The organism is Pluralibacter gergoviae ATCC 33028 = NBRC 105706 (genome assembly GCF_001598855.1).
Taxonomy (GTDB): Bacteria; Pseudomonadota; Gammaproteobacteria; order Enterobacterales; family Enterobacteriaceae; genus Pluralibacter; species Pluralibacter gergoviae.
The window spans coordinates 82587-107973 of the sequence record NZ_BCZS01000015.1; the positions used below are offsets into that span (position 1 = coordinate 82587).

General features: G+C 62.3%; 23 protein-coding genes. 7 read left to right on the forward strand and 16 right to left on the reverse strand.

Going from position 1 to position 25387, the window contains the following annotated elements:
* Position 1: 1 nt before the first annotated feature.
* Positions 2–208, forward strand: a complete 207-nt coding sequence (locus ENGE1_RS28495; RefSeq protein ID WP_139212124.1) for a hypothetical protein — start codon at positions 2–4, stop codon at positions 206–208.
* A gap of 305 nt (positions 209–513) precedes the next feature.
* Here the strand turns inward: ENGE1_RS28495 and uvrB are convergent, their stop codons facing one another.
* Entirely contained in the window at positions 514–2535 is a 2022-nt protein-coding gene (gene uvrB / locus ENGE1_RS15775) for an excinuclease ABC subunit UvrB (RefSeq protein ID WP_048253086.1), read from the reverse strand.
* 96 nt (positions 2536–2631) lie between these two features.
* Between uvrB and ENGE1_RS28500 the strand changes: the two genes are divergently transcribed.
* Both ENGE1_RS28500 and ENGE1_RS15780 read left to right on the forward strand, forming a co-directional pair.
* Positions 2632–2838: a hypothetical protein gene (locus ENGE1_RS28500; protein ID WP_139212123.1), complete on the forward strand. Its 207-nt coding sequence runs from the start codon at positions 2632–2634 to the stop codon at positions 2836–2838.
* Between the two features lie 456 nt (positions 2839–3294).
* Entirely contained in the window at positions 3295–4017 is a 723-nt protein-coding gene (locus ENGE1_RS15780; protein ID WP_043085063.1) for an ABC transporter ATP-binding protein, read from the forward strand.
* On the opposite strand, the gene bioD is transcribed toward ENGE1_RS15780, so the two are convergent.
* Genes bioD through bioB form a run of 4 tightly spaced genes read right to left on the reverse strand, consistent with a single transcriptional unit; the run spans position 3992 to position 7607 of the window.
* Positions 3992–4681 carry a dethiobiotin synthase gene (bioD, locus tag ENGE1_RS15785; protein WP_043085064.1) on the reverse strand — a complete coding sequence of 230 codons (690 nt, stop codon included), beginning with the start codon at positions 4679–4681 and terminating at the stop codon, positions 3992–3994. The genes ENGE1_RS15780 and bioD overlap by 26 nt on opposite strands.
* Positions 4674–5429 carry a malonyl-ACP O-methyltransferase BioC gene (bioC, locus tag ENGE1_RS15790; protein ID WP_043085065.1) on the reverse strand — a complete coding sequence of 252 codons (756 nt, stop codon included), beginning with the start codon at positions 5427–5429 and terminating at the stop codon, positions 4674–4676. Before bioC ends, bioD begins: the two co-directional genes overlap by 8 nt.
* Positions 5413–6570 (reverse strand): 8-amino-7-oxononanoate synthase, encoded by a 1158-nt coding sequence (gene bioF, locus ENGE1_RS15795; RefSeq protein ID WP_048253085.1) that lies wholly within the window; start codon positions 6568–6570, stop codon positions 5413–5415. Before bioF ends, bioC begins: the two co-directional genes overlap by 17 nt.
* Positions 6567–7607, reverse strand: a complete 1041-nt coding sequence (bioB, locus tag ENGE1_RS15800) for a biotin synthase BioB (RefSeq protein WP_043086695.1) — start codon at positions 7605–7607, stop codon at positions 6567–6569. Before bioB ends, bioF begins: the two co-directional genes overlap by 4 nt.
* Positions 7608–7693: 86 nt before the next feature.
* Here bioB and bioA point away from each other — a divergent pair, with 86 nt between their 5' ends.
* The 3 genes from bioA (at position 7694) to ENGE1_RS15815 (ending at position 10896) form a co-directional block, all read left to right on the forward strand.
* Positions 7694–8983, forward strand: coding sequence for an adenosylmethionine--8-amino-7-oxononanoate transaminase (gene bioA, locus ENGE1_RS15805; protein ID WP_048253084.1), 1290 nt, complete (start codon positions 7694–7696; stop codon positions 8981–8983).
* A 42-nt stretch (positions 8984–9025) separates the two neighbouring features.
* The gene (locus tag ENGE1_RS15810; RefSeq protein ID WP_045287037.1) at positions 9026–9502 is read left to right on the forward strand and encodes a kinase inhibitor; all 477 of its coding nucleotides are present in this window, start codon (positions 9026–9028) and stop codon (positions 9500–9502) included.
* Between the two features lie 284 nt (positions 9503–9786).
* Positions 9787–10896, forward strand: a complete 1110-nt coding sequence (locus ENGE1_RS15815) for a mechanosensitive ion channel family protein (protein ID WP_048253083.1) — start codon at positions 9787–9789, stop codon at positions 10894–10896.
* An 84-nt stretch (positions 10897–10980) separates the two neighbouring features.
* On the opposite strand, the gene ENGE1_RS15820 is transcribed toward ENGE1_RS15815, so the two are convergent.
* The 9 genes from ENGE1_RS15820 to hutI form a co-directional block, all read right to left on the reverse strand.
* Positions 10981–12387, reverse strand: a complete 1407-nt coding sequence (locus ENGE1_RS15820) for an amino acid permease (RefSeq protein ID WP_048253082.1) — start codon at positions 12385–12387, stop codon at positions 10981–10983.
* 111 nt (positions 12388–12498) lie between these two features.
* Positions 12499–14019: a histidine ammonia-lyase gene (gene hutH / locus ENGE1_RS15825; RefSeq protein ID WP_048253081.1), complete on the reverse strand. Its 1521-nt coding sequence runs from the start codon at positions 14017–14019 to the stop codon at positions 12499–12501.
* A complete protein-coding gene (gene hutU, locus ENGE1_RS15830; RefSeq protein WP_048253080.1) occupies positions 14019–15704 on the reverse strand; it encodes a urocanate hydratase in 1686 nt (561 codons plus the stop codon). Before hutU ends, hutH begins: the two co-directional genes overlap by 1 nt.
* 324 nt (positions 15705–16028) lie before the next feature.
* Positions 16029–16520: an Hcp family type VI secretion system effector gene (locus ENGE1_RS15835; protein WP_043085076.1), complete on the reverse strand. Its 492-nt coding sequence runs from the start codon at positions 16518–16520 to the stop codon at positions 16029–16031.
* 18 nt (positions 16521–16538) lie between these two features.
* Positions 16539–16976, reverse strand: coding sequence for a hypothetical protein (locus tag ENGE1_RS15840; protein WP_048253079.1), 438 nt, complete (start codon positions 16974–16976; stop codon positions 16539–16541).
* Positions 16977–17049: 73 nt separating this feature from the next.
* A complete protein-coding gene (locus ENGE1_RS27070) occupies positions 17050–17346 on the reverse strand; it encodes a polymorphic toxin type 44 domain-containing protein (protein ID WP_225823531.1) in 297 nt (98 codons plus the stop codon).
* A gap of 246 nt (positions 17347–17592) precedes the next feature.
* Positions 17593–18315, reverse strand: a complete 723-nt coding sequence (locus ENGE1_RS15845; RefSeq protein ID WP_048253078.1) for a histidine utilization repressor — start codon at positions 18313–18315, stop codon at positions 17593–17595.
* A gap of 36 nt (positions 18316–18351) precedes the next feature.
* Positions 18352–19311 (reverse strand): formimidoylglutamase, encoded by a 960-nt coding sequence (gene hutG / locus ENGE1_RS15850; RefSeq protein ID WP_048253077.1) that lies wholly within the window; start codon positions 19309–19311, stop codon positions 18352–18354.
* Complete coding sequence (hutI, locus tag ENGE1_RS15855; RefSeq protein ID WP_048253076.1) at positions 19308–20516, reverse strand: imidazolonepropionase; 1209 nt, start codon at positions 20514–20516, stop codon at positions 19308–19310. The genes hutG and hutI overlap by 4 nt, the downstream gene beginning before the upstream one ends.
* Positions 20517–20733: 217 nt before the next feature.
* Between hutI and ENGE1_RS15860 the strand changes: the two genes are divergently transcribed.
* On the forward strand, positions 20734–22011 hold the full coding sequence (locus tag ENGE1_RS15860) for a putative acyl-CoA thioester hydrolase (RefSeq protein WP_048253075.1): 1278 nt from the start codon (positions 20734–20736) through the stop codon (positions 22009–22011).
* Positions 22012–22063: 52 nt separating this feature from the next.
* On the opposite strand, the gene ENGE1_RS15865 is transcribed toward ENGE1_RS15860, so the two are convergent.
* Both ENGE1_RS15865 and ENGE1_RS15870 read right to left on the reverse strand, forming a co-directional pair.
* Positions 22064–23512 carry an MdtP family multidrug efflux transporter outer membrane subunit gene (locus tag ENGE1_RS15865; protein ID WP_048253074.1) on the reverse strand — a complete coding sequence of 483 codons (1449 nt, stop codon included), beginning with the start codon at positions 23510–23512 and terminating at the stop codon, positions 22064–22066.
* A complete protein-coding gene (locus ENGE1_RS15870; RefSeq protein WP_048253073.1) occupies positions 23509–25386 on the reverse strand; it encodes an FUSC family protein in 1878 nt (625 codons plus the stop codon). The genes ENGE1_RS15865 and ENGE1_RS15870 overlap by 4 nt, the downstream gene beginning before the upstream one ends.
* Position 25387: the final 1 nt, after the last annotated feature.

Here is a 25387-nt window from a genome sequence, read left to right on the forward strand (position 1 = left end):
AGTGGACGGTTCTACTGCGGGCCCGGGGAGTGATAAGTCGAAAAGCGGCAAGCTCAGTAAGGCATTTTTGCGGATGAACGGCGTCAGCCAGGGGCGGAATATCGCCACGCGGAGCGGCCTGCTACACGACGCGCAGTTGTTCCTGCACAACCGCAGGCCGGGGGCCAGGTCTAAAGGCGTGGTCAGCTCCCGCGCGCCGGAGCCGTAGTGCGGAGTATCAGTAGCTCAGCCCCCTGGCGTGGCGGAAGGCGACAATGATCAAAAAAGCGCCGGCAACGGCCAAATACTGATGAGCGTTTTGCTTATTCATGGAACTCTCGTGATTCAATCAGCAGAGTTTCACAGGTAAAAATTAACAGAATCTTAAGGCCGGGAGAGCGCGGTGAATGCCCGACGGCGCTGCGCTGCGCGGGCCTACGGAAGAGATCAATCCAGCTGTAGGTCGGGCAAGCGCAGCGCAGCCCGACGGAGGGCGGCGCCAGGGCCCGGCCGGATAAGCGGCCACATTGGCGATTACGATGCGGCAATAAACAGCTGCCGCAGCTGCTGCAGCTGGTCGCGCACCTGCGCCGCCTCCTCGAATTCGAGATCGCGGGCGTGCTGCATCATCTGCGCTTCGAGCGCGTGGATCTTCTGCTCCAGCGCCTTTGGCGTCAGCCCCAGCTCGGCGGCCTCTGACTGCCCGGTAGACTTCGACCTGCCGCGTCCTTTGGCCCTGGTCTTCGCCAGCCCCTCGCCCAGCGCGAGGATATCGACCACCTTCTTATTCAGCCCCTGCGGCACGATGCCGTGCTCTTCGTTGTAGGCCTGCTGCTTCTCGCGGCGGCGCTCGGTTTCGCCGATGGCCTTCGCCATCGACGGGGTGATTTTATCGCCGTAAAGGATAGCCTTGCCGTTGACGTTGCGCGCCGCGCGGCCGATGGTCTGGATAAGCGATCGCTCGGAGCGCAGGAAGCCCTCTTTGTCGGCATCCAGAATCGCCACCAGCGAGACTTCCGGCATGTCGAGGCCCTCCCGAAGCAGGTTGATGCCCACCAGCACGTCGAACTCGCCGAGGCGCAGATCGCGGATGATCTCCATGCGCTCGACGGTATCGATATCCGAGTGCAGGTAGCGCACCCGTTCGCCGTGCTCTTCCAGGTATTCGGTGAGATCTTCCGCCATCCGTTTAGTGAGCGTGGTCACCAGCACGCGCTCGTTAATCTGCGCCCTGGCGCGGATCTCGGAGAGCAGATCGTCCACCTGGGTCGCCACCGGGCGCACTTCGATAATCGGGTCAAGCAGACCCGTCGGGCGCACCACCTGATCGACGACTTCATCGCCGGACTTCTCCAGCTCGTAGTTGCCGGGCGTCGCCGAGACGTAGATGGTCTGCGGCGCCAGCGACTCAAACTCTTCAAACTTCAGCGGCCGGTTGTCGAGCGCCGACGGCAGGCGGAAGCCGTACTCCACCAGCGTCTCTTTGCGCGCCCGGTCGCCGCGATACATGCCGCCAATCTGCGGAATGGTGACGTGGGACTCGTCCACCACCAGCAGGCCGTCGGCGGGGAGATAGTCAAACAGGGTCGGCGGCGGCTCGCCGGGCCCGCGCCCGGAGAGATAGCGGGAGTAGTTTTCGATGCCGGAGCAGTAGCCCAGCTCATTCATCATCTCCAGGTCAAACTGGGTGCGCTGGGTCAGGCGCTGCTCTTCCAGCAGCTTGTTGTTGTCCATCAGCGTTTTGCGCCGCCCCACCAGCTCCTGTTTGATCTCCTCCATCGCCTGCAGGATACGCTCGCGCGGGGTGACGTAGTGGGTCTTAGGATAAACGGTAAAGCGCTGGATTGTGGACTCAACGTGGCCGGTCAGCGGATCAAACAGCGACAGCCGCTCCACCTCCTCGTCAAACAGCTCAACGCGCAGGGCGATGTCGTCGGACTCCGCCGGGAAGATGTCGATCACTTCGCCGCGTACCCGGAAGGTGCCGCGCTGGAAGGCCTGATCGTTGCGGGCGTACTGCAGCTCCGCCAGCCGCCGCAGGATCGAGCGCTGGTCAATCAGCATGCCGACCGTCAGGTGCAGCATCATCTTGAGATAGAGATCCGGATCGCCGAGACCGTAGATGGCGGACACCGAGGCGACCACGATAACGTCGCGCCGCTCAAGCAGCGCCTTTGTGGCCGACAGGCGCATCTGCTCGATGTGCTCGTTAACCGAGGCGTCTTTCTCGATAAAGGTATCCGAACTGGGGACGTAGGCCTCCGGCTGATAGTAGTCGTAGTAAGAGACGAAGTACTCCACCGCGTTTTCGGGGAAGAACTCTTTCATCTCGCCGTAGAGCTGCGCCGCCAGGGTTTTGTTCGGCGCCAGCACCATCGTCGGCCGCTGCAGGTCGGCAATGACGTTGGCGATAGTGAAGGTTTTCCCGGAACCGGTCACCCCGAGCAGCGTCTGATGGGCCAGACCATCCTCCAGCCCCTCTTCAAGACGCCGGATGGCATCGGGCTGATCGCCGGAGGGGCGGAAAGCGGAATGCAGTTTGAACGTTTTACTCATTGATGGTGATCCGGTCGGTGGGAAATGGCAGAGGATCAATTCTACTCGCCACAGCGGAATTTTCCAGCCATAAATACTGGATAAAAGAACAGTACCATGTTAGCGCGTTTGTGCTACCGCTTCGCTGACCGCAGCTTATCGGCGCAAGGGTGCCGCTGGCAGGCGAAAAACGCTGCCGGTTGTGGTTATCCCCAAAACTTTTCCTTTTTTAACATTGTCAAGAGACGTAATGAAAGTTTCGTGACCGTGGATGACACTTATCTTACAGCCATTGATTTTATCCAACGCATTGATAAATTTTAATAAAAATAAAAAGCCGCGTTTCGCACCAATTCAGGCGCAGGCCGCGTCTTCTCTCGCCTGTGACAGGTTTTCTAACTCTAATACACAAGGTTATCCACAGGAATAGTGGATAACTGTCTGTAGCCCATATCCCCTGCCCGTTAGTGAAAATCGTGGGGGTATTGAAATTGGCGACGTAAAAAATTTTTATCGCTGTTTTTTGATTTTTATCAGCTAACGACGTGCGGCAATTTGGCGTGATTTCATTCACGTTTTAGTTACAAATTTGCACCACCAGCAGACGTCCCCGGCACTGCCGAAGTGCAATCCTGCCCCAGTCGCGGCCTGCGGCCGGCGATCCTGCACCGTAAATGACAGGGAATCCGCGAAAAACCGCTTTTTGGCGATATATCTCCCACATGGCAAGAGATTTGCAGAATCTTATCGCCGCTGACGGCCTGTCCGGAGGAGATGACGATGTTAAGTTTGCACGCAGTAAACCACTACTATGGAAGTCAGCATATTCTGTGGAACGTAAACCTTGAGCTACAGCCCGGGGCCTGCACCAGCGTGATGGGGCTCCCCGGCATGGGGAAAACCACGCTGGTCAACTGCATTACCGGCTACCAGGCCATTGAGAGCGGCAGCATCTGCTGGCAGCTGCCGGGCGGCGCGGCGCAAAGTCTGCTGGACCTCACGCCCCCGCTGCGGGCGGCGATGGGCATCGGCTACGTGCCGCAGGACAAGCGGATTTTTTCCCAGATGACGGTGGAGGAGAATCTGCAGATAGCCATGCTGGCGGGAAGCCCCGTGCAGTACGCCGTCAGCAGCGATATCTATGACCTGCTGCCGGCGCTGTACGCCGTGCGCCAGGTGAAGGGGGCCGCGCTATCTGAAGAGGAGCAGTATCAGCTGGCGCTGGCCAGGGCGCTGGTGACCGGTCCGAAGCTGCTGATCCTCGACGAACCGACGCGCGGCATGGAGCAGAGCGTGATGCACAGGCTGGGGGAGTTTATTCTGCGCCTGAAGAGCGACCTGGGGCTGACGGTGCTGCTGGCCGAGCAGCACCTGTCGTTTATCCGCAGCGTGGCGGACCGCTTCTGCCTGCTGCACCGGGGCCGCAGCGTCGCGCAGGGCTGCATCAGCCAGCTCAATCACAGCATGCTGGAGGATTTTATGCCGCAGGCGCCAGCGCGCTGAGGTCGAGCCAGCGGCCGGTTTCTGCCGCCTCCGGCGCCTGCGTCAGCCAGGGGATCTCCCCGAGGCAAGGGGCGGGCAGCATCTGGCCGAGCGTCGCCAGATACTCCGCGTGCCGCCTGCCCGGAGGCACCACGTCGTTGGCGATCCACCCCGCCAGCGGCAGCCCGGCCTGGCGCACCGCCTGCGCGGTGAGTACCGCGTGATTGATGCAGCCCAGCTTGACGCCCACCACCAGAATCACCGGCAGCCGCTCCGCCTGCACCCAGTCGGCGAACGTCAGGCCCTCTGACAGCGGCGTAAACCAGCCTCCGGCCCCCTCGGTCAGCACCCAGTCCGCCTGCTGCGTCAGGGCGCGCAGGCCCTCGGACATCACCCGTCCCTCAATCGGCCTGCCCTCTTCCGCGCTGACGATGTGCGGCGACGTCGGTTCGGCGAAGGTGTAGGGATTAACGGCCTCGTAGGGCAGCGCCACGCTGGCGGTGCGCTGCAGGGCGAGGGCATCGCCGTTGCGCAGGCCGTCAGCGGTCATTTCACTGCCGGAGGCCACCGGCTTGTAGCCTGCCGTGCGCAGGCCGAGGCGATTTGCCGCCTGCAGCAGCGCGCAGCTGGCGACGGTTTTACCGACTTCGGTGTCGGTGCCGGTGACAAAATAGCGTTCAGTCACGATAAATGACTCCTGTAAAAATGTGGTACGTCAGCGCACAGCGCCCCGCCTGCTTCGGCCACGCCAGCTGCAGCTCGCGCAGCCTGCCCCGGGTCAGGGTGCGGGCGGGACGTCCGTCGATCAGATGGGTGGCGCCAATGCCCTTCAGCGAGCGCATGGCGCTCAGGGCGTCATCAAAGGTCACGGTGAACCGGTGCAGCTGTCCGCGGGCCCGCAGGCCCGCCAGCGCCCGGTTAATCTCCCGCTGGGGGAGAAAGCGGTTGCCGTGGCGATCGCCGTCTACCGCCCGCCACGCCTGATGCAGCTCCGGCAGCGAATCCGCCTCCAGGGTGCTGAAGGCGACAATCCCGCCCGGGCGCACCACCCGGCACAGCTCGCCGAGGGCGTCCGGCAGCGAGGCGCACCACTGCACCGCCAGGTTGCTCCAGGCGAGATCGAACTGCGCCTCCGCCAGAGGCAGCGCCTCAATATCGCCTTCGACGTAGCGGTCGGCCGCGCCGAGTTCGCGGGCGCGGTCCAGCATCTGCGCGGAGAGATCGAGCGCCGTTACCCGGCTTCCCGCCCCGCGCCAGAAGCGGCTCATGCTGCCCGGACCGCAGCCCGCGTCCAGCACCTCGCCAAAACGCCGCGCCGGCAGGGCGGCCAGCAGCGCCGAGGCGCTCCTGCGCTGCAGGGCATCGTGCTGATGGTACGCCGCGGCGGCCCGGCCAAAAGCCGCCGCCACCGCCGCTTTATTCACCGGCGGCATGCAGCACCTCCAGCAGCCTGTCGATATCCTGCGCCTCGTGGGCGGCGGTCAAGGTGATGCGCAGCCGCGCGGTGCCGGCAGGCACCGTCGGCGGGCGGATCGCCGTCAGCCAGCAGCCCCGGGCCCGCAGCTGCTCCGCGAGCGCCAGCGCCCGGCCGTTGTCGCCGACGATCAGCGGCTGGATGGCGCTCTCAGATCCGGTCAGTTTCAGGCCAAGCTGGCTCGCCCCGTCGCGAAAGCGCGCAATATGCTGGCGCAGCGCGCGGCGGCGCGCCTCGCCCTCGTCGCCGCAGATAAGCGTCAGGGCGCGGCTGAGGGCCACCGCCTGGGCGGGCGGCATGCTGGTGCTGTAGATCAGATGGCGGGCGTACTGCAGCAGGTAGTCGGCGAGCGCGTCGCTGCACAGCACCGCCGCGCCGCTGACGCCGAACGCCTTGCCAAAGGTCACCACCAGCAGATCGGGCTTAATCCCCTGCTGCCAGCAGCTTCCCCGCCCCTCCTCACCGCTGACGCCAATGCCGTGGGCATCATCAACCAGCAGATACGCGCCCGCGCCGCGGGCCGCGTCGGCAATCGCCGCCAGCGGCGCGCCGTCGCCGTCCATGCTGAAGACGCCTTCGGTGACCGCCAGCTGCTGGCCGGAGACGGGCCGGGCCAGCAGCTGCGTCAGGTGCGCGGTATCGTTGTGGACGAAGCGCCGGAGCTGCGCCGGGCTGTGGCTGGCGGCCTCCAGCAGCGAGGCGTGGCTGAGGCGGTCGGCGACGATGCGGTCGGAGTCGGTCATCAGGGCGGCAATCACCGCCTGATTGGCGGCAAAGCCGGAGATGAACAGCAGCGCCCGCGGGTAGCCCAGCCAGTCGGCGAGCTGCTGCTCGAACTGCTCGTGAGCCTCGCTGTAGCCGGTGACGTGCCCGGAGCCGCCGCTGCCGACGCCGTAGCGCGCCGCCCCCTCCTGCCAGGCGGCAATCAGCTGCGGGTGCTGGCTGAGGCCGAGGTAGTCATTGCTGGAGAAGTTGAGCCAGCGCCGTTCGCCCTGCGCCAGCCAGCGCCCCACGCCCTGGCTCAGCGGCCGCCGGCGGCGAAAGGTATCGCTGGCCAGGCGCTGCGCCAGGGCCGCCTCGATACGCGCCTGCCAGCTCATATCACCGCCGCGTTGTAGTAGGCGTCAGTATCGGGAGTCTGCAGCGCCTGCTCCAGCCGCTGCTGCTGCTCGATATCGCCGCTCAGCACCTCGGTTTGCTGCGGGTTCAGACCCAGCTTGCGGAACAGCAGCAGGTCTTTATCCTCCTCCGGGTTCGGCGTGGTCAGCAGCTTGCAGCCGTAGAAAATCGAGTTGGCCCCGGCCATAAAGCACATCGCCTGGGTCTGCTCGTTCATCTTCTCGCGGCCGGCGGAGAGGCGCACGTGGGAGGACGGCATCATGATGCGCGCCACGGCGATGGTGCGGATAAAGTCGAACGGATCGACGTCCTCATTGTTCTCCATCGGCGTGCCCTTGACCTTCACCAGCATGTTGATGGGCACGCTCTCCGGCGGCGTCGGCAGGTTCGCCAGCTGCAGCAGCAGTCCGGCGCGGTCCTTGACGGTCTCCCCCAGACCGACAATGCCGCCCGAGCAGACTTTGATCCCGGCGTCGCGCACTTTATCGAGGGTGTCGAGACGCTCCTGATAGGTGCGGGTAGTAATGATGTTGCCGTAGAACTCCGGGGAGGTATCGAGGTTGTGGTTGTAGTAGTCCAGCCCCGCCGCGCCGAGGCGCTTCGCCTGGGATTCAGACAGCGTGCCGAGGGTCATGCAGGCCTCGAGGCCCATCGCCTTGACGCCCTGCACCATCTGCTCCAGGTAGGGCATATCGCGCTCGTGGGGATTTTTCCAGGCCGCGCCCATGCAGAAGCGGGTTGACCCGGCGTTCTTCGCCTTGCGGGCGGAGTCGAGCACCTGCTCCACCTCCATCAGCCGCTCCGCTTCCAGCCCGGTTTTATAGCGGGCGCTCTGGGGGCAGTATTTACAGTCTTCCGGACAGGCGCCGGTTTTTATCGACAGCAGGGTGCTGACCTGCACCTGGCGCGGGTCGAAATGCTGGCGGTGAACCTGCTGCGCCTCAAACAGCAGTTCCAGCAGCGGCTTATTAAAGAGTTCAGTAACCTGCGACATTGTCCAGCGGGCGCGGTGAGCCATCGGCATCTCCAAAGGGGTTCAGTTGTTTCTCGGGTTCGTGTAGGATCGTAAACCTAAATCTTTTCAAATTGGTTTACAAGTCGATTATGACCCCGGACGATCTCGCTTTTGACCGCCAGCATATCTGGCATCCCTACACATCGATGACCTCTCCCCTGCCGGTTTACCCGGTGGTGGCCGCCCGCGGCTGCGAGCTGGAACTGGCCTCCGGCGAGCGGCTGGTTGACGGCATGTCGTCGTGGTGGGCCGCCATTCACGGCTACAACCACCCGCGCCTCAATGCGGCGATGCAGGGGCAGATAGCGCAGATGTCGCACGTGATGTTCGGCGGCATTACCCATCCCGCCGCCGTGGCCCTGTGCCGCAGGCTGGTGGCGATGACGCCGCAGGCGCTGGAGTGCGTCTTTTTCGCCGACTCCGGCTCGGTGGCGGTAGAAGTGGCGATGAAGATGGCGCTGCAGTACTGGCACGCCAGGGGCGAGCCGCGCCAGCGCTTTCTTACCTTCCGCAACGGCTATCACGGCGATACCTTCGGGGCGATGTCGGTCTGCGATCCGGACAACTCGATGCACAGCCTGTGGCAGGGCTATCTGCCGGAGCATCTCTTCGCTCCCGCCCCGCAGAGCCGCTTCGGCGGCGAGTGGGACGAGCGCGATATCGTGCCCTTTGCCCGCCTGATGGCCGCCCACCGGAGCGAAATTGCGGCGGTGATCCTTGAGCCCATCGTGCAGGGCGCGGGGGGCATGCGGATGTATCACCCCGAATGGCTGCAGCGCATCCGCCGGATGTGCGACCGGGAGGGCATTCTGCTGATCGCCGATGAAATCGCCACCGGCTTTGGCCGCACCGGTAAGCTGTTTGCCTGCGAGCATGCCGGGATCGCCCCGGACATACTTTGTCTGGGTAAAGCGCTGACCGGCGGCACCATGACGCTGTCGGCAACCCTCACTACCCGGCAGGTGGCAGAGACGATCAGCAACGGCGAGGCGGGCTGCTTTATGCACGGCCCGACCTTTATGGGCAACCCGCTGGCCTGCGCGGTAGCGGCAGAGAGCCTCGCCCTGCTGGAGAGCGGCGCCTGGCAGGCGCAGGTGGCGGCGATAGAGTCGCAGCTAAAAGCGGAGCTGGCGGAGGCGATACGCTCCCCGCAGGTGGCCGACGTGCGCATTCTCGGCGCCATTGGCGTGGTGGAGACGAAAGCGCCGGTCAACATGGCCCGGCTGCAGAAATTCTTTGTCGACCAGGGCGTGTGGATCCGCCCCTTCGGCAGGCTTATCTACCTGATGCCGCCCTACATTATCAGCCCTGAACAGCTGAGCCGCCTGACGCGGGCGGTGAACGCGGCGCTTAATGATGAGGCGCTTTTCAGCGCCTGACGCTACACTGTATCGTTATTTCTTTCGCATGGAGGTAGGTTAATGAAGTTAATCAGTCACGACTTTAACGATGGCGACAAGCTTCCCAATCGCCACGTGTTTAGCGGTATGGGCTACGACGGCGAGAATATCTCCCCGCATCTGGCCTGGGATGATGTGCCGCCGGGCACGAAGAGTTTTGTCGTCACCTGCTACGATCCCGATGCCCCGACCGGCTCCGGCTGGTGGCACTGGATCGTTGCCAATCTGCCCGCCGCAACCCGCGAGCTGGCCCAGGGCGCGGGCTCCGGCATCGCCTGGCTGCCGGACGGCGCCATTCAAACCCGCACCGACTTCGGCAAGGCGGGCTACGGCGGCGCGGCGCCGCCGAAGGGTGAAAGCCACCGCTATATCTTCACCGTACACGCTCTCGACGTTGACAGTATCGAAGTGGACGAAGGCGCCAGCGGCGCGATGGTGGGCTTTAACGTCCACTTTCACACCCTGGGCAGCGCGTCGGTGACGGCGATGTATATCTGATAAAGGACGAACAGCCCGCAGGGAGGCGGGCTGAAGCAAAGGAAGAGAAGTCTGACGCTTGGTTGGCGCAGTCGTTGCGAAAATATAAAAATATCAATACATTAATTATCCCCGCCGCTAATAACTTTCACTTCTTCTGCATAAAACCAGCCGACACGCACAATCTTTCATAAACTTATATGCGCGAATGATGTCATTCCCGGCAATGAATAAAGATAACGATAGCGGAACATTTGGGAATTATCTGAAGATTACATGTTATTGGCTTAATATAAGGAAAAGTAATGTCAGAGATATTTGGTGAATTGAACGGGGCACCAGCATGGGTGCCTGCGGTATTGCTCGTCACCCTCTCGCTAGCGGCAGGTTTCCTGATCAGATTCTTACTGCTGAGAGTCATCCGCTACTGGCAGAGCCGCGATCGCAAGCTGTTCAAATCTCTTGAACTGCACCTCCGTGGCTCCATGTTTTTGTTCATACCTTTGCTGTTAATCAATGTCGGAGTAAATTATATTAATATTGCTCCACGCTCGCTGCCGTTTATTACGACAACGCTAAATATATTTATCATTATGTCGCTGTGCTCCATTCTAATCAGAATGACCAACGTCGCCCAGGATATGCTCTTTATCCGCTATGATATCAATCTGTCAAATAACCTTCGCGCGCGTAAAATTCGCACTCAGATAATGTATGTCAAAAAGGTGGCGATTGTCCTGCTGGTATTTATCTGCCTGGTCCTGATTTTACTTAACTTTCCGGCTGTACGAAAATTTGGCACAACGATCCTTGCCGGCGCCGGCGTCGCGGGCATTATCATTGGTTTTGCGCTGCAGAAGTCGCTGGTTAACCTGTTTGCCGGCATACAGATCGCCTTTACCCAGCCGATTAAAATTGACGATGCGGTCGTGGTTGAAAACGAATGGGGCTGGATCGAAGAGATAAACCTGACTTACGTCGTGGTGCGCATCTGGGATCTGCGGCGGCTGGTGCTGCCGATTACCTACTTTACCGAAAACGCCTTCCAGAACTGGACGCGAAATAATGCGCAGATACTGGGTTCGGTATTTCTTTACCTCGATTACTCCATGCCGCTGGAGCCCCTGCGCGCGCATTTCGAAAAGGTCCTCAGTGAAACAAAACTCTGGGACGGTGAGGCGAAGGTCCTGCAGGTGACCGATACCTCTGAAAAAACCATGACCATCCGCCTCCTGATGACGGCGCAGAATTCGCCGACAGCCTGGGATTTACGCTGCTACGTGCGGGAGAAAATGATTGCGTATATCCAGCAAAACTATCCGCAGAGCCTGCCGCACGTCAGGGCGACGCTGGCGGAGTCGGCTGCAGAAAAACCGGTTGCGCAGAAATCATCGCCCAACGGCGATGGGGCATAGGTTGACGTGGAGCCAGGCGATGTGTTGCCGCAGTGCCCTCGTATCGCGGACACTGCGGCATTACCGATTCACGCATTACCTGCGTCAGGACTGCGATCCGTTAGCATCGAATGCACCGCCCTCCCCTCGCCTTATCCAGCCAAACCATACCCCCGCCAGCAGGCCAATCCACAACAGCCCGGCAATCAGCGCCATTCGGGTCTCCGCCATCATCCCCAGCACGGCAATCACCACGCCCATAAACAGCAGGGTCAGCAGCGGCACCGCCGGCCAGAACGGAACGGGAAACGCGATCTGTTTACGCTGCTGCGCGGTCAGGCCGCGGCGCATGGCAAAGTGTGAAAGCAGGATCATCACCCACACCCAGACGGTGGCAAAGGCCGCGAGGGAGGCGATCAGCACAAACACCCGCTCGGGCATCAGATAGTTGAGGACCACCGCCCCCAGCAGCGCAACGCCCATCACCACCACCGTCATCCACGGCACGCCGTTGCGGGCCAGGCGCTGAAAGCTTCTTGGCGCCAGCCCCTCACGGGACATGCCGTACATCATCCGCCCGGCGCCGAAGATATCGCTGTTGATCGCCGAAATGCTGGCGCTGATCACCACAATATTGAGCACCGTCGCCGCCGCCGGGATACCGAGGCCGTCGAAGATAATGACGAACGGGCTGCCCTGCTCGCCGAAGTGGTTCCACGGAAAGAGGGCCATCAGCACCGCCAGGGTGCAGACGTAAAAAAAGATGATGCGCAGCGGGATGGTATTGATCGCCTGCGGAATGGTTTTCTGCGGATCTTTTGCCTCGGCGGCGGTAACGCCGATGATCTCCACGCCGCCGAAGGCAAACATCACGATGCCAAGCGAAGCCAGTACCCCCTGCCAGCCGTGCGGGGCAAAGCCGCCGTGGCTCCACAGATTCGCCAGCCCCGTCGCCGGTAAGTGGTGCCCGAAGCCGAAGAAAATCACCCCGGCTCCCGCCAGCATCATGGCGACGATGGCCACCACCTTTATCAACGACAGCCAGAACTCCATCTCGCCGAAGACGCGGACGTGGCACAGGTTCATGGCGCCGATAAAAAAGATGATGCCGAGCACCCAGATCCACTGTGGCACGTCGGGATACCAGAGCCCCATGTAGATGCCGAAGGCGGTCACGTCGGCGAGCGCCACGATCACCATCTCGAAGGTATAGGTCCAGCCGGTGATGAATCCGGCCAGCGGCCCGAGGTACTCCCGGGCGTAGCTGCCAAAGGAGCCGGGAACCGGATTATGCACCGCCATCTCCCCGAGCGCGCGCATGACGATAAACACCGCCGCGCCGCCGATCAGATAGGCCAGCAGTACGGCGGGGCCGGCCGTTTTAATCGCCTCAGCGGAACCGTAGAACAGCCCCGTCCCGATGGCCGAACCGAGGGCGATAAAGCGGATGTGACGGGCGCTGAGCCCGGTCTTCAGGTGCGTGTTTTGTTGCGATGATGTGGAGTGAGGCATATGCAGGTGTCCTGATAATTATTATCTATAGCGGGTACACAAGACGACATACAGGCGTACGGAAAGGCCGGGGGAGCGAACTCCCCCGACGCGTGACAACAACAGCAGTGGTTACAGAACGGCAGGCAGCAGGCGCGTCAGATGTCGCCCGGCGAGCAGCGCGGTGGCGTGCTCAATGTCCGGGGCGAAGAAGCGGTCCTCGCTGTAGTGGGAGACCTTCTCGCGCAGCAGATGGCGCGCCTCTTCCAGCAGCGGGCTGGTGGTCAGGCCCTCGCGCATGTCCAGCCCCTGCACCGCCGCCAGCCACTCCACGGCCAGCACGCCGCGGGTGTTGTCGGCCATCGCCCACAGGCGGCGCCCGGCGGCGGGGGCCATCGAGACGTGATCCTCCTGGTTAGCGGAAGTCGGCAGGCTGTCAACGCTGTGCGGGTGCGAGAGCGCTTTGTTTTCGCTCGCCAGCGCCGCCGCCGTCACCTGGGCAATCATAAACCCGGAGTTGACGCCGCCGTTTTTCACCAGGAACGGCGGCAGCTGCGACATATGGCTGTCCATCATCAGGGCGATGCGCCGCTCGGCGAGGGCGCCGATTTCCGCAATCGCCAGAGCGATATTGTCGGCGGCCATCGCCACCGGCTCGGCGTGGAAGTTGCCGCCGGAGATAACGTCATTCTCGCTGGCAAACACCAGCGGGTTATCGGAAACCGCGTTGGCTTCCACCAGCAGCACCTCCGCCGCCTGGCGCAGCTGGGTCAGGCAGGCGCCCATCACCTGCGGCTGGCAGCGCAGGGAGTACGGGTCCTGCACCTTGCTGCACTTCGCGTGGGACTGCGAAATGCCGCTGGCGTCGGTCAGCAGGTGGCGGTACATCGCTGCGGCATCGATCTGCCCGCGCTGGCCGCGCGCCTCGTGGATGCGCGGGTCGAACGGCCGGCGGGAGCCGAGCGCCGCTTCGGTGGTCAGCGCCCCGCACACCACCGCCGAGGCGAACAGATCTTCGGCCTCAAACAGGCCGCGCAGGGCAAAGGCGGTGGAGGCCTGGGTGCCGTTGAGCAGCGCCAGGCCCTCTTTCGCCGCCAGGGTCAGCGGCTCCAGACCGGCTTTCGCCAGCGCCTCGCGGGCGGGCAGCCACTCGCCCTGATAGCGGGCCTTGCCCTCGCCCAGCAGAGTCAGGGACATATGCGCCAGCGGCGCCAGATCGCCCGACGCGCCCACCGAGCCTTTCGCCGGGATCCACGGCGTCACGCCCGCGTTGACCAGAGCGATCAGCGCCTGGATCACGCTCAGCCGGATACCGGAGAAGCCGCGCGACAGGCTGTTGATCTTCAGCACCATAATCAGCCTAGCCATATCGTCATCCAGCGGCTCGCCGACGCCCGCCGCGTGGGAGAGCACCAGCGAACGCTGAAGATTCTCCAGATCGTCGGTGGAGATGCGGGTCTGGGCCAGCAGGCCGAAGCCGGTGTTGATCCCGTAGGCGGTGCGCCCCTCGGCCAGAATAGCGTTGACGCAGGCGACGCTATCATTAATTGCGGGAAACGCGCTTTCATCAAGAGCCACCGTCAGGGGCTGGCTGTAAACGTCGCGCAGCTGGCTGAGGGTTAATTTACCGGGAGTTAGCGTTAAGGATTTCATTATTTCTGCCCCTGCGTTGCTGCCACCATCGGCAGATTAAGACCCTGTTCTGCCGCACACTCAATGGCAATATCATACCCGGCATCGGCGTGGCGCATCACCCCGGTGGCCGGATCGTTGTGCAGCACTCTGGCGATCCGCGCCGCCGCCTCATCGGTACCGTCGCAGACGATAACCATGCCCGAATGCTGGGAGAAGCCCATCCCGACGCCGCCGCCGTGGTGCAGCGACACCCAGGTAGCGCCGCTGGCGGTATTCAGCAGCGCGTTGAGCAGCGGCCAGTCGGAGACCGCGTCCGAGCCGTCCTTCATCGCTTCGGTTTCGCGGTTCGGGCTGGCAACGGAGCCGGAATCAAGATGATCGCGGCCGATAACAATAGGCGCCGAGACTTCGCCCGAGCGCACCATTTCGTTAAAGGCCAGGCCGAGCTTCTGCCGCCACTCGAGGCCTACCCAGCAGATGCGCGCCGGCAGCCCCTGGAAACTGATGCGCTCCCGGGCCATGTCCAGCCAGTGGTGCAGGTGCTTATCGTCTTTGATGATCGCTTTCACTTTGGCATCGGTTTTGTAGATGTCCTGCGGATCGCCGGAAAGCGCCGCCCAGCGGAACGGGCCGATGCCGCGGCAGAACAGCGGGCGGATATAGGCCGGAACGAAGCCGGGGAAGTCAAAGGCGTTGCCGATACCCACATCCTTCGCCATCTGGCGAATGTTGTTGCCGTAGTCGAAGGTGGGAATGCCCTGCGCGTGGAAGTCCAGCATCGCCTGCACGTGGGCCGCCATCGACGCCTTCGCGGCGTTCACCGTCCCCTGCGGATCGCTTTCGGCGCGCTGCTGGTACTCCTCCCAGCTCCAGCCCTGCGGCAGATAGCCGTGGAGCGGATCGTGGGCGCTGGTCTGGTCGGTGACCATATCCGGACGCACGCCGCGTTTTACCAGCTCCGGCAGCACGTCGGCGGCGTTGGCACACAGCGCGATGGAGACCGCCCGCCCTTCGGCGGTATATTTTTTGATTCGCGCCAGAGCGTCGTCCAGCGAATCGGCCTGCTCGTCGACGTAGCGGGTGCGCAGGCGAAAATCGATGCGGCTCTGCTGGCACTCAATATTCAGCGAACAGGCGCCGGCCAGGGTGGCGGCCAGCGGCTGCGCGCCGCCCATACCGCCCAGCCCGGCGGTGAGCACCCAGCGCCCCTGCAGATTGCCGCTATAGTGCTGGCGGCCCGCCTCGACGAAGGTCTCATAGGTGCCCTGCACGATGCCCTGGCTGCCGATGTAGATCCAGCTGCCGGCGGTCATCTGGCCGTACATCGCCAGCCCCTTCGCATCCAGTTCGTTGAAGTGCTCCCAGGTCGCCCAGTGGGGCACCAGGTTGGAGTTGGCGATCAGCACCCGCGGGGCGTTTTCGTGGGTCCTGAACACGCCTACCGGCTTGCCGGACTGCACCAGCAGGGTTTCATCCTCTTCCAGCGCCGTCAGCGCGGCAACGATAGCATCAAAGCACTCCCAGTTGCGCGCCGCGCGGCCAATGCCGCCGTAGACCACCAGCTCATTGGGGTTCTCCGCCACGTCGGGATCGAGGTTATTCATCAGCATGCGCAGCGGCGCTTCGGTGAGCCAGCTTTTGGCGGTGAGGGTGGTGCCGCGCGGGGCGCGGATCGCCTGCTGGCGGAATCGGGTGCCTGACATCGGTGTTCTCCTGATAGGGTACGAGGAATATATGAATACATATACTTGTCTATACAACTGCAGGCAAGAGAGGTTTTAACAACTGAGATACATTTTTGTTATATTGCGTCAGCAATCACGGTTTTGCTGACGCGGGGATAGGTGAGGTATCTGGAAGGGGATTCGCTGCAGGAGTCTACAGCATATGTACGAGAACAGGCCTGTCCAATGACTTTGAAAGTGCCGCAGAAAATTGAGGTGCTGACCGGCAGTGCATGAATTTAACTCACGCTCTGCGCGAGAGGGGAGCTGATGCGGACAGAGCCTGTAAATAATTCTGTATATCTACGATTGTGCTGTGGGGCGCTCATTCCATGCATCGGTATACTGAATGTTCCCATCTTTATACAGCCAGGTAATTCTCTCATAACGCAGCTGTACATTTTCCATATGACCTGTCCCCGGACACTCTCTTGTATCATGAATAACAGGAGTAACTGAAATGATCTTGACCCGCTCAAGGAGAATATTGAAATATTCGCTCTCTTGCCCGGCATCATTAATATTATAGAACTTCATTTCAGCACTTTGTAGTGTCTGTCCGGTTGCTACAGCCTTATAGAGATAGGGCGATGATGAATCGATAGCTTTTGTTAAGCTAAAAGCTGAATGTTTCCGCGTTGCCGTTAATTTTCCCGTCGCAGCATCGGTAGGAATACTCAGGTTGTGAATTAAATCTCTAAGCTCGATACTTCCCTCACGGTCTTGAACGTCGCTACCGCCACGGATCAGCGCCCCACCATCATCTTTCAGAAATAAGTGTACTGGCACAGCCATTTGTTAAGCTCCATACTGTTAATCCCGGATCCCGTTAGCAAGCAAATTGATCGCGGGCATGATTGCTACTCCGTCTGAGTAGAAGAGGTCTGAGTTAGTAAAACTGTAAATCTTCCCTGTTATTTTTATGTTTACCGTGTTTCCGTAAGCTGTAGCGCTAACATTTTTAGTATTAGCCACCATAAAAGGCGTGCGCTTCTTAAGGGCTGCCATAACATCTTCAATGCCATCATCTTTATCAAGATAGAAGCGGTAGGCGTCTGCAACTGTAGCATTACCTCCATCATACTGAGTGACATATAACCAAACGCTATCAGAAAGCTTTTGTTTACTCACTAAAACGTCGCTGGAAGGTATGCTTAAAACATATTGATATGAACAATAGCCTCCTACCAGCAAAAGCAGGATGACGGTAAGCATACGGTGGAGGACTTTAATAACCGACTTTTTTTGCATAATCTATCCCCTGTTTAATCCAGAATTGATCGTGTGGGTCGTCGCCAAAAGGTGGTTGCTGATACCAATGCCCCTACATTATTTGACTGGTTCCAGCATGTTCTTGAGCAAAACCTGCTCCCATTAATAATATTTTCTCTGGTATTCCTGCTGCAAAACCGATGGCACCGTAATGAAAATTTCCGAAATTTTGTAACTCCGGATGGTGCTGTTTATAATCCCACAGACCATGATTTTTAACCTTGTAATAAAACCACGCGTAAGTCAGTGCTGTAGCCATGTTTCTTGACATACCGTGAGCACGTGCAATTCTCATATGTTCTAAAACTAGCGTCATTCCCTGCCGGGGAAGTAAGGGTATAACTGCCATGTTGGTCCCAAGTGTTCATGCGATGACTTATTTTTTACTCATAATTATTCATTATAAACGGGAAATTGCCGAGAGAGTTCCTAAAATGGATAGATCATAGGTGATAGCTATATAAATAACACTCAGTGAATAACTCGTCATATATACATATGAAAAATATGTTTATCGTTAAATATATAGCTCATTCAATAAGCGTAACGAGATAACCCCTATCGCGTCAGCAATCAGATTGACTGACGCGAATTATTACGAGGAAAACCGCCCCTGCAGCCGGTAGCGGCTGCCCGGAAAAATCAGCCGCGCGTGGCTGACGACGGTCGAGCGGGACCAGGTGCGGCGGCGGATCAGCAGGCAGGGATCGTGCTCGGCGATCTGCAGCAGCTGGCACTCCTGGGCGGTGGGCCTGACCGCCTCAACGATATGCTCCCCTTCGGTCAGGGGGGCAATCAGCGACAGGTAGTCGTGGGGCGTAGTGGCGGTGTAGTCCTGCGCCAGGTAGTCGGGCACCGCCTGGGCGTTGACGCAGCGGTCTTCAATCTGCACCGGAACGTCGTTTTCAAAGTGCACCATTCGCGACCAGAAGATAGTGGTGCCCTCGGGGACGCCGAGGGCCAGCGCCTGGCGAGTGTCGGCGGGGACGGCCTCCAGCGCCAGCACCTGACAGCGGTGCCGGTGCTGGCGGGCGGCGATTTCGTCGGCGATGCTGTGTACTTCGAACAGGGCCGACTGCCCTTTCGGCTCGGCGACGAAGGTGCCGACGCCCTGCAGGCGCACCAGCAGCCCCTCATCGGTCAGCTCGCGCAGGGCGCGGTTGATGGTCATCCGGCTGAAGCCGAACTGGGCCACCAGCTCCGCCTCGGAGGGGATGCGGTCGTGCGGGCGCCAGATACCGGCGGCGATGTTGTCGCTGATTACCCGCTTTATTTTTTCATAAAACGGCGCCGGGGCGCCGCTGCGCGATGGCTGCATTATTGTGTCCTTTAAAGCCGGGCCAATACGGCTACTTTATTTCCAGCAGTGGGCAATATGCCACGCCAGCCTGGCGGCAGTTCTGGCTCCCTGCCCGTCGCGGTCGTATTGCGGATTAAATTCTACCAGATCCGCCGCCTGCAGTTTGCCACTCTGACACAGGGTAGTCACAATTTGCAATATTTTGCCGAGCGGCACTCCGAGCGCAGCCGGAGCCGAAACAGCGGGCATCTCCCAGGCGGGCAGCACATCGAGATCGAGGGTCAGATAGAGGCGGTCATGATCGGCAATCACCTTCGCCAGCGCCGAAGAGAGCGCGCCGTCATCGCTGCCGAGCAGCGCCAGGTCTTCGATCACCGTGACCTTCAGCCGCGCCGCCTCCTGCCACAGGGCGGCGGTATTGGCCGCCCGGCTGACGCCGTAGCAGTGGTAGCTGAAGCTGCGCCCCTGCTGGCCGCACAGCTGCGCCAGCTGGCGAAACGGCGTGCCGGAGCTGGCCCGCTCGGCCCGCCGCAGGTCAAGGTGGGCGTCCAGGTTGACGATGGCGACCCGTTCGCCGGGAAAGGCGTCCAGCACCCCCGCACCGTGGCCGAAGGCGGTTTCGTGGCCGCCGCCCAGCACCAGGGTTCGCCTGCCCGCCCGCTGGCAGGCGGAGACGGCGTCGCGCAGGGCCTGCTGCGCCGCTTCGAGGTTATCCCCCGCGGCGACAATGTTACCGGCGTCGGCCAGCCGGTCGTGCCCGTCATGGCTTGCCATATTCGCCAGCGCCCGCCGCAGCGCCTCCGGCCCGGCGGCCGCGCCGGGGCGGCCCTTATTGCGCAGCACCCCGGCATCGCAGGCAAAGCCCAGTAGCGCGATGTCGCCCGCCAGGCGTTCCGGGGCGAAAACCTCCGCCCGGGCCACGGTCTGAAACAGGCGCAGCGCCTGCGGCGATTCGGCGCTGTCGTCGCGCCCCTGCCAGACGTCGTCCGCGACCGGCTGCCAGAGCGTGCTCATGCCGCCTCCCCGCGCCAGATACGGCGATAGAGCGGATTGCGCCCCGGTTCATAAATCATCTCCACCGGATGCTCCGCGTCCCAGACCGCCAGGTTGGCGACAAAGCCGGGCGCTATCTGGCCGTAGCTGTCGTGGCGCCCCAGCGCCCTCGCCGCGTGGCGGGTAACGCCGGTCCACGCCTCTTCCGGCGTGAGGCCAAACTTGACGCAGGCCATGTTCATCGCCAGATGCAGGCTGGCGAACGGACTGGTGCCGGGATTGAAGTCGGTCGAGACCGCCATCGGCACCCCGAGGCGCCTGAGTTCGTCCACCGGCGGCTTTTGGCTTTCGTTAAGGAAGTAGAACGCGCCCGGCAGCAGGACCGCCACCGTACCGCTGTCGGCCATCGCCTGCGCGCCCTGCCGGGTGAGGTACTCGATATGATCCGCCGAGCGCCCGCGGTAGCGGCTCACCAGCTCGGCGCCGCCCAGCGACGAGAGCTGCTCAACGTGACCCTTCACCGGGATCCCCAGCGCCGCTGCGGCGCTGAACACCCGCCCGGTCTGCGCCGGGGTAAAACCGACGTTCTCGCAGAAAGCGTCCACCGCCTCAAACAGCCCCTCCTCCCACAGCGCGGGCAGGATCTCGCTGCACACCAGCTCGATATAGTCATCGGCGCGGTCGCGATATTCACCCGGCACGGCGTGGGCCGCCAGCAGGGTCGGGCTGACGTCGATGCGGTTGCGCTCCCCGAGCCGCCTGGCCACCCTCAGCATTTTGCCCTCGCTGGCGAGATCCAGCCCGTAGCCGGACTTTATCTCAACGGTGGTGACGCCTTCGCGCATCAGGCGGTCGAGACGCGCCTGCGCCAGGCCAAGCAGCGTCTCTTCGCTGGCGCGCCGCGTCGCCTGCACCGTGGCGTTGATGCCGCCGCCGGCGGCGCTGATCTGCTGATAGGAGACGCCGTTGAGCCGCTGCTCCCACTCCTGCGCCCGGCTGCCGGCAAACACCAGGTGGGTGTGGCAATCGATAAGTCCCGGCGTCACCAGGCGACCGCCGAGGTCAACCTGCTGTGCCGCCGTATCGCCGAGGTCGGCTTCCGGAATAACGGCGTTAATCACGCCATCGCGCACCGCGATAGCGTGGCGGTCAAGCATACCGTAGGGCTGCGGATTGCCGGGACTGAAAGTCGCCAGCCGGGCGTTACGCCAGATTATCTCACTCATAAAGAACCACTTGTCATTAGTTGTATAGACATTTATCAGCAGCCGCCGCGCAGATGTCAACAGCAGGGATGCAAAGTGTTGCTTATTTGTGATCTGTTAGTCGTAAGTCCACGACCGCGCAACAGACTTTTTACCGCAGCCGCTTCCCGTTTGCGTCAACTTAGTATAAAAAGTCTGCTTTTGGGGAACGCTTTTACTTTTAATCACCTGGAGCAACATGAATACTTTTTCCGTTTCGCGTCTGGCGATGGCGCTGGCCTTCGGCATGACGCTGTCTGCCTGCAGCTCGACCCCTGCCGATCGGCAGCCCTCCACGCAGACTGCGCCCGGTACTGCCTCGCGTCCGATCCTATCGGCGGCGGAAGCGAAAAACTTCGTACAGGCCAACTACTTCACCACCCTCGACGGCGCGGCTTGGTCACCTTACGCTATCCGCACGCCGGCTAAGCCCGACTACGTGGTCGGCCCCGCCGGAACGGAGGGCGTGACGCACACGACTATTCAGGCCGCCGTCGATGCCGCCATTACCCGCCACAGCAGCGAGCGCACCTACATTGCGGTACTGCCGGGCGAATATGAAGGCACCGTTTACGTGCCGGCATCGCCGACCAGCCTGACCATTTACGGCACCGGCGATAAGCCCGCTGATGTCAAGGTGGGCGCGGCGATCGACTCGGAGATCGATCCGGTCAGCTGGCGCAAGCTGGTTAATCCGGGCGGCAAATATATGCCGGGTAAACCGGCGTGGTACATGTTCGATAACTGCCAGAGCAGGCGCACCGCCACCGTCGGCATGATGTGCTCGGCGGTCTTCTGGTCGCAGAACAGCGGCCTGCAGCTGCAGAACATGACCATCGAAAACAACCTCGGCGACAGCGTCGATGCGGGCAACCACCAGGCGGTGGCGCTGCGCAGCGACGGCGATAAGGTGCAGATCAATAAGGTCAACATTCTCGGCCGCCAGAACACCTTCTTCGTCACCAACAGCGGCGTACAGAACCGCCTGCAGAGCGACCGCATTACCCGCACGCTGGTGACCAACAGCTATCTTGAAGGCGACGTGGATATCGTCTCCGGGCGCGGCGCGGTGGTGTTCGACAACAGCGATTTCCAGGTGGTGAACTCCCGCACCCAGCAGGAGGCCTACGTCTTCGCCCCGGCCACGCCGGCGAACCTCAACTACGGCTTCCTGGCGGTGAACAGCCGCTTCAGCGCCGCCGGTGACGGCGTGGCGCAGCTCGGTCGCTCGCTGGACGTGGACGGCAGCACCAACGGTCAGGCGGTGATTCGCGACAGCGTGATCAACGCCGGGTTTAACCAGGCGAAACCGTGGGCCGACGCCGCGGTGAGCAAGCGTCCGTTTGCCGGTAACGTCGGCGCGCAGAACGACAAAGGCGAGATTGAGCGCAACCTCAACGACGGCCAGTTCAACCGCCTGTGGGAGTACAACAACCGCGGCGTGGGTAGCCCGGTGCTGGCTGAGCCGAAGAAGTAACGCTCAGCCTTAAAAAAGCGAAAGGCCGCAGCGGATAGCGCTGCGGCCTTTTTTATTGCGCCACCGGCCTGTACCCGCCGCCCAGCGCCTTAATCAGCGCCACGTCGGTGCTGAGCTGGCGGGCCTGCACGTCGAGCAGCAGGATCTGCTGGTTGATGGCGGCGCGCCTGGCCTCTTCGGCGGCGTAATAGCTGACCAGCCCGCGCGCGTAGTGGGCGCGGGCGCTGTCGGTCGCCACCTGCGCGGCGCTCACCTTCTGCTGCTGCATCTGCGCCTGCTGGTTCAGTTCGTTGAGCTGGCTGGAGGTGATGGCCACGTCCCTGACCGCGTCCAGCACCGCCTGATTGTACTGCTTGATCAGCATATTGCTGGCGGTGCGGGTCGATTTAAGGGTGGCGTTGAGCCGCCCGCCGTCAAACAGCGGCAGGTAGAGTCCGGGCAGGATATTGACCTGCTGGAAGGAATATTTAAACAGGTCGCCGACGTGGAGCGCGTTATAGCCCCAGAACGCCTTGATGTCGAAATGCGGATAGAACGCGGCTTTGGCGGCCTCCACCCGGCTGAGGGAGGCGGTAATGTAGCCGCTCATCGCCTGCAGATCCGGCCGCCGGGCCAGCAGATCGAACGCCAGCGTCGGCGGCAGGCTCTGCTGGAGGATCGGCAGATCCGTGGGATGGATCTCGGGCATATTGTGCGCGTCGGCCCCCAGCAGCGCCCGCAGCGTCTCCCGGTAGTCGGTCAGGGTCTGCTGCGCGGCCGAAACCTGCTGCTGGGCCGCCAGGCGCTCGCTGCGCGCGTTAGCGATGTCGACGCTGTCCTCCAGACCGCGCTCCGCCCGGCGCTGGTGCGCCCGCTCGGAAAGCGCGCCAATCTCCTCAAGCTGATTAAGCAGGGCAATCTGCCGCCAGGTCACCTGCATAGCGAAGTAGAGCTGGGCAACGCTGCTGGCGAGATCGAGCTCCGCCGCCGCCGTCTCGGCCAGGTGGGCGTTCTTCTCGCCCATTGCCGCCGAGACCTGGTCGCGGTTGGCGCCCCACAGATCGATGTTCAGCTCGCCGCCGACGCCGACGGTGTTGAGTGTGTACCACGGCCCTTTATGATCCTCGGGCAGCGAATAGGAGTAAGGCCAGGTGAAGTTGCGGTTGGTCACCCGCATCCGATTCTGCGCCGCCACCGCCGTGGCCTGCAGCCCCAGCGCCGACTGCGCCAGCTCGACGCCGGACTGCGACTGCTGTACCCGCAGGCGCACGCCCTGAATGCCGGGGGAGTTCTGCAGGGCGCGGTTGATAAGCATCGTCAGCTGCGGATCGCGATAGCCCTCCCACCAGCGGGCGCCGGGCCAGCCGCTGCCGGCGAGGTGGATAGCCTGCGCCAGCTCGACGCGCTGCGGATTGATAGTCTGCATCTTGCCCGGATCGTCCTGAATCAGGGCGCATCCCGCGACGGTCAGGCTGACGGCCAGGGCGAGGAGACGCCGGCAGGGAGAAGCGATAAAGGTCATGAGTTATCCGTTCTGTTAGCATCCGCTGCGCGCCAGTCGGGCAGCGCGGCAATATCCCGCTCGAGCGCGCCTCCGCTCTGCGGTAGGGTCGGCAGCGCCTGCTGCGGATCGTCGATGTGTGCGGCATAGGCTTTGAGCGCTCCCCCGGCCCGCGCCAGCGCGGTCTCTGAATTCAGCGCCCGCAGCCGTTCGCCGTCGCGAACAATCGCCTGCGCCAGCCGCCAGGTTCGCCTCAGGGGCCAGCGGCGGGCCTCGGGATGCGGATGGGCCCAGGCAAAGAGCGGCTCGGCGCGCACGCGGTGCATCAGGCCTTCGGTCTGGTTAATGGCCAATAGCAGCGGGATCTCGCTCTGGCGGGGCGCGCCGGTCAGGTAGTCGGCTATCTGCCGGTAGAGGCCCGCCATACGCCCGCGCAGCCGCAGGGCCTCGCTGTCCGGCCACAGGTAGAGGTGAAACAGCGAGGAGACCAGCACCCCGAGCAGGATGCCGATGACCCGGTCGCGCAGCTCGGTCAGGTTAACGAGCGGGCCGAACCAGTTCAGGAAGGCGAGCGAAAAGGTAAAGGCTATCTGGATCCCGGCATAGGCGATGCGCTCCGATCCGGCGGCCAGCCAGGCGCTGAGGGCCATCACCGGCAGCGCCATCGCCAGCAGGCCGACGATGGATTCGGTATGCGGCTGAATAAAGACGATACACGCCAGCGCCAGGGCGGTGGCCAGCAGCGCGCCGGCCACCCGCAGGAGGGTCTTCTGCATGGTGGCCCCCAGCCCCGGCTGGGCGACAATCACGCAGCTGAGCATGATGGTGTGGATCCCCTGCCAGTCGGTGGCGGTATAGAACAGGTAGCAGACCAGGGTGGCCAGCAGCGTTTTCAGCGTAAAGTGGGCGTAGGCCGGGTTGGTCCAGGCATCCGGAAGCAGCAGCGGTTCGCGCGCCCTGCATTCCGGCGGCAGCGCCAGCGTTTCCCCGGCGGCCAGCGCGGCGAGGACGGCCGCTATCTCGCGGTCGAGGGCGCTGTTTTCACCCGCCGCTTCTGCGCTGACCTGGCGGATGCTGACGGGATCGAGATGCTCAGCCAGATCCGTAAGCGTCGCCGCCAGGGCCAGCGCCTGCGCGGACGGCGGCTGCGCCGTGCGCGGCAGCGTAAGCCAGGTGCAGCGCACGGCCGCTACCATCAGGGCTTCCCAGCGCCCGGCGTCGCGGCGCATCTGCGGGCTGGAGAGCGTGCCGAGCTTAAGCAGCGTCTGCAGCTCGGGCAGCCTTGCCGCCAGCGCCGCGGCGGTCATCGGCGGCTCGCCGCGCAGCTGTCCGGCGGCCTGGCGAAACAGCGCCCGCAGCCGGGACCGGAACTGCCGGGCCGGATAAGCGTCGGGAAAACAGGCGTTGACCAGCACGGTCAGCAGCACGGCAAGATTGATCGCCGCCCACAGCCACAGCAGCAGGCGCACCAGGATCTCGCTCTGGTCGGTCATCGACGGAAAGGTCTGGGCGTAAATCAGCGCCAGCGCCACCACGAAGAAGGCCAGCCCCAGCTTGCCGAGCACCCGCATCAGGTAGAGCGCTCCCGAGAACAGCAGCGTGGCGGCGATAAGTCGCAGCAGCGGATAGTCGTAGGCGTATTTGAAAATCAGCAGCACCAGCCCGATGGTGACGCTGATGGTGATGAAGAAAACGACGCCCACCAGGGCCATCATCACCACGTTGGGCTGGCTGACGTAAAAGACGACGATCAGGGCCACCGCCAGAAACGGGATCTGCAGCGTCATAAAGCAGGTTATCACCAGCGCGCAGCTCAGCGTCAGGCGCAGGGTATAGCCGCCCCTGCCCTGCGCCGGCGCCAGCTCGGCGGCGAGAAATCGTCCCAGGCGCCGCACG

Excerpts from the sequence above, each read along its gene's own strand:
- uvrB (WP_048253086.1), bottom strand. The coding sequence starts at position 2,535 with ATGAGTAAAACGTTCAAACTGCATTCCGCTTTCCGCCCCTCCGGCGAT.
- ENGE1_RS28500 (WP_139212123.1), top strand. The coding sequence starts at position 2,632 with ATGTTAGCGCGTTTGTGCTACCGCTTCGCTGACCGCAGCTTATCGGCG.
- ENGE1_RS15780 (WP_043085063.1), top strand. The coding sequence starts at position 3,295 with ATGTTAAGTTTGCACGCAGTAAACCACTACTATGGAAGTCAGCATATT.
- bioC (WP_043085065.1), bottom strand. The coding sequence starts at position 5,429 with ATGCCGCCGGTGAATAAAGCGGCGGTGGCGGCGGCTTTTGGCCGGGCC.
- bioF (WP_048253085.1), bottom strand. The coding sequence starts at position 6,570 with ATGAGCTGGCAGGCGCGTATCGAGGCGGCCCTGGCGCAGCGCCTGGCC.
- bioB (WP_043086695.1), bottom strand. The coding sequence starts at position 7,607 with ATGGCTCACCGCGCCCGCTGGACAATGTCGCAGGTTACTGAACTCTTT.
- bioA (WP_048253084.1), top strand. The coding sequence starts at position 7,694 with ATGACCCCGGACGATCTCGCTTTTGACCGCCAGCATATCTGGCATCCC.
- ENGE1_RS15810 (WP_045287037.1), top strand. The coding sequence starts at position 9,026 with ATGAAGTTAATCAGTCACGACTTTAACGATGGCGACAAGCTTCCCAAT.
- ENGE1_RS15815 (WP_048253083.1), top strand. The coding sequence starts at position 9,787 with ATGTCAGAGATATTTGGTGAATTGAACGGGGCACCAGCATGGGTGCCT.
- ENGE1_RS15820 (WP_048253082.1), bottom strand. The coding sequence starts at position 12,387 with ATGCCTCACTCCACATCATCGCAACAAAACACGCACCTGAAGACCGGG.
- hutH (WP_048253081.1), bottom strand. The coding sequence starts at position 14,019 with ATGAAATCCTTAACGCTAACTCCCGGTAAATTAACCCTCAGCCAGCTG.
- hutU (WP_048253080.1), bottom strand. The coding sequence starts at position 15,704 with ATGTCAGGCACCCGATTCCGCCAGCAGGCGATCCGCGCCCCGCGCGGC.
- ENGE1_RS15835 (WP_043085076.1), bottom strand. The coding sequence starts at position 16,520 with ATGGCTGTGCCAGTACACTTATTTCTGAAAGATGATGGTGGGGCGCTG.
- ENGE1_RS15840 (WP_048253079.1), bottom strand. The coding sequence starts at position 16,976 with ATGCAAAAAAAGTCGGTTATTAAAGTCCTCCACCGTATGCTTACCGTC.
- ENGE1_RS27070 (WP_225823531.1), bottom strand. The coding sequence starts at position 17,346 with ATGGCAGTTATACCCTTACTTCCCCGGCAGGGAATGACGCTAGTTTTA.
- ENGE1_RS15845 (WP_048253078.1), bottom strand. The coding sequence starts at position 18,315 with ATGCAGCCATCGCGCAGCGGCGCCCCGGCGCCGTTTTATGAAAAAATA.
- hutG (WP_048253077.1), bottom strand. The coding sequence starts at position 19,311 with ATGAGCACGCTCTGGCAGCCGGTCGCGGACGACGTCTGGCAGGGGCGC.
- hutI (WP_048253076.1), bottom strand. The coding sequence starts at position 20,516 with ATGAGTGAGATAATCTGGCGTAACGCCCGGCTGGCGACTTTCAGTCCC.
- ENGE1_RS15860 (WP_048253075.1), top strand. The coding sequence starts at position 20,734 with ATGAATACTTTTTCCGTTTCGCGTCTGGCGATGGCGCTGGCCTTCGGC.
- ENGE1_RS15865 (WP_048253074.1), bottom strand. The coding sequence starts at position 23,512 with ATGACCTTTATCGCTTCTCCCTGCCGGCGTCTCCTCGCCCTGGCCGTC.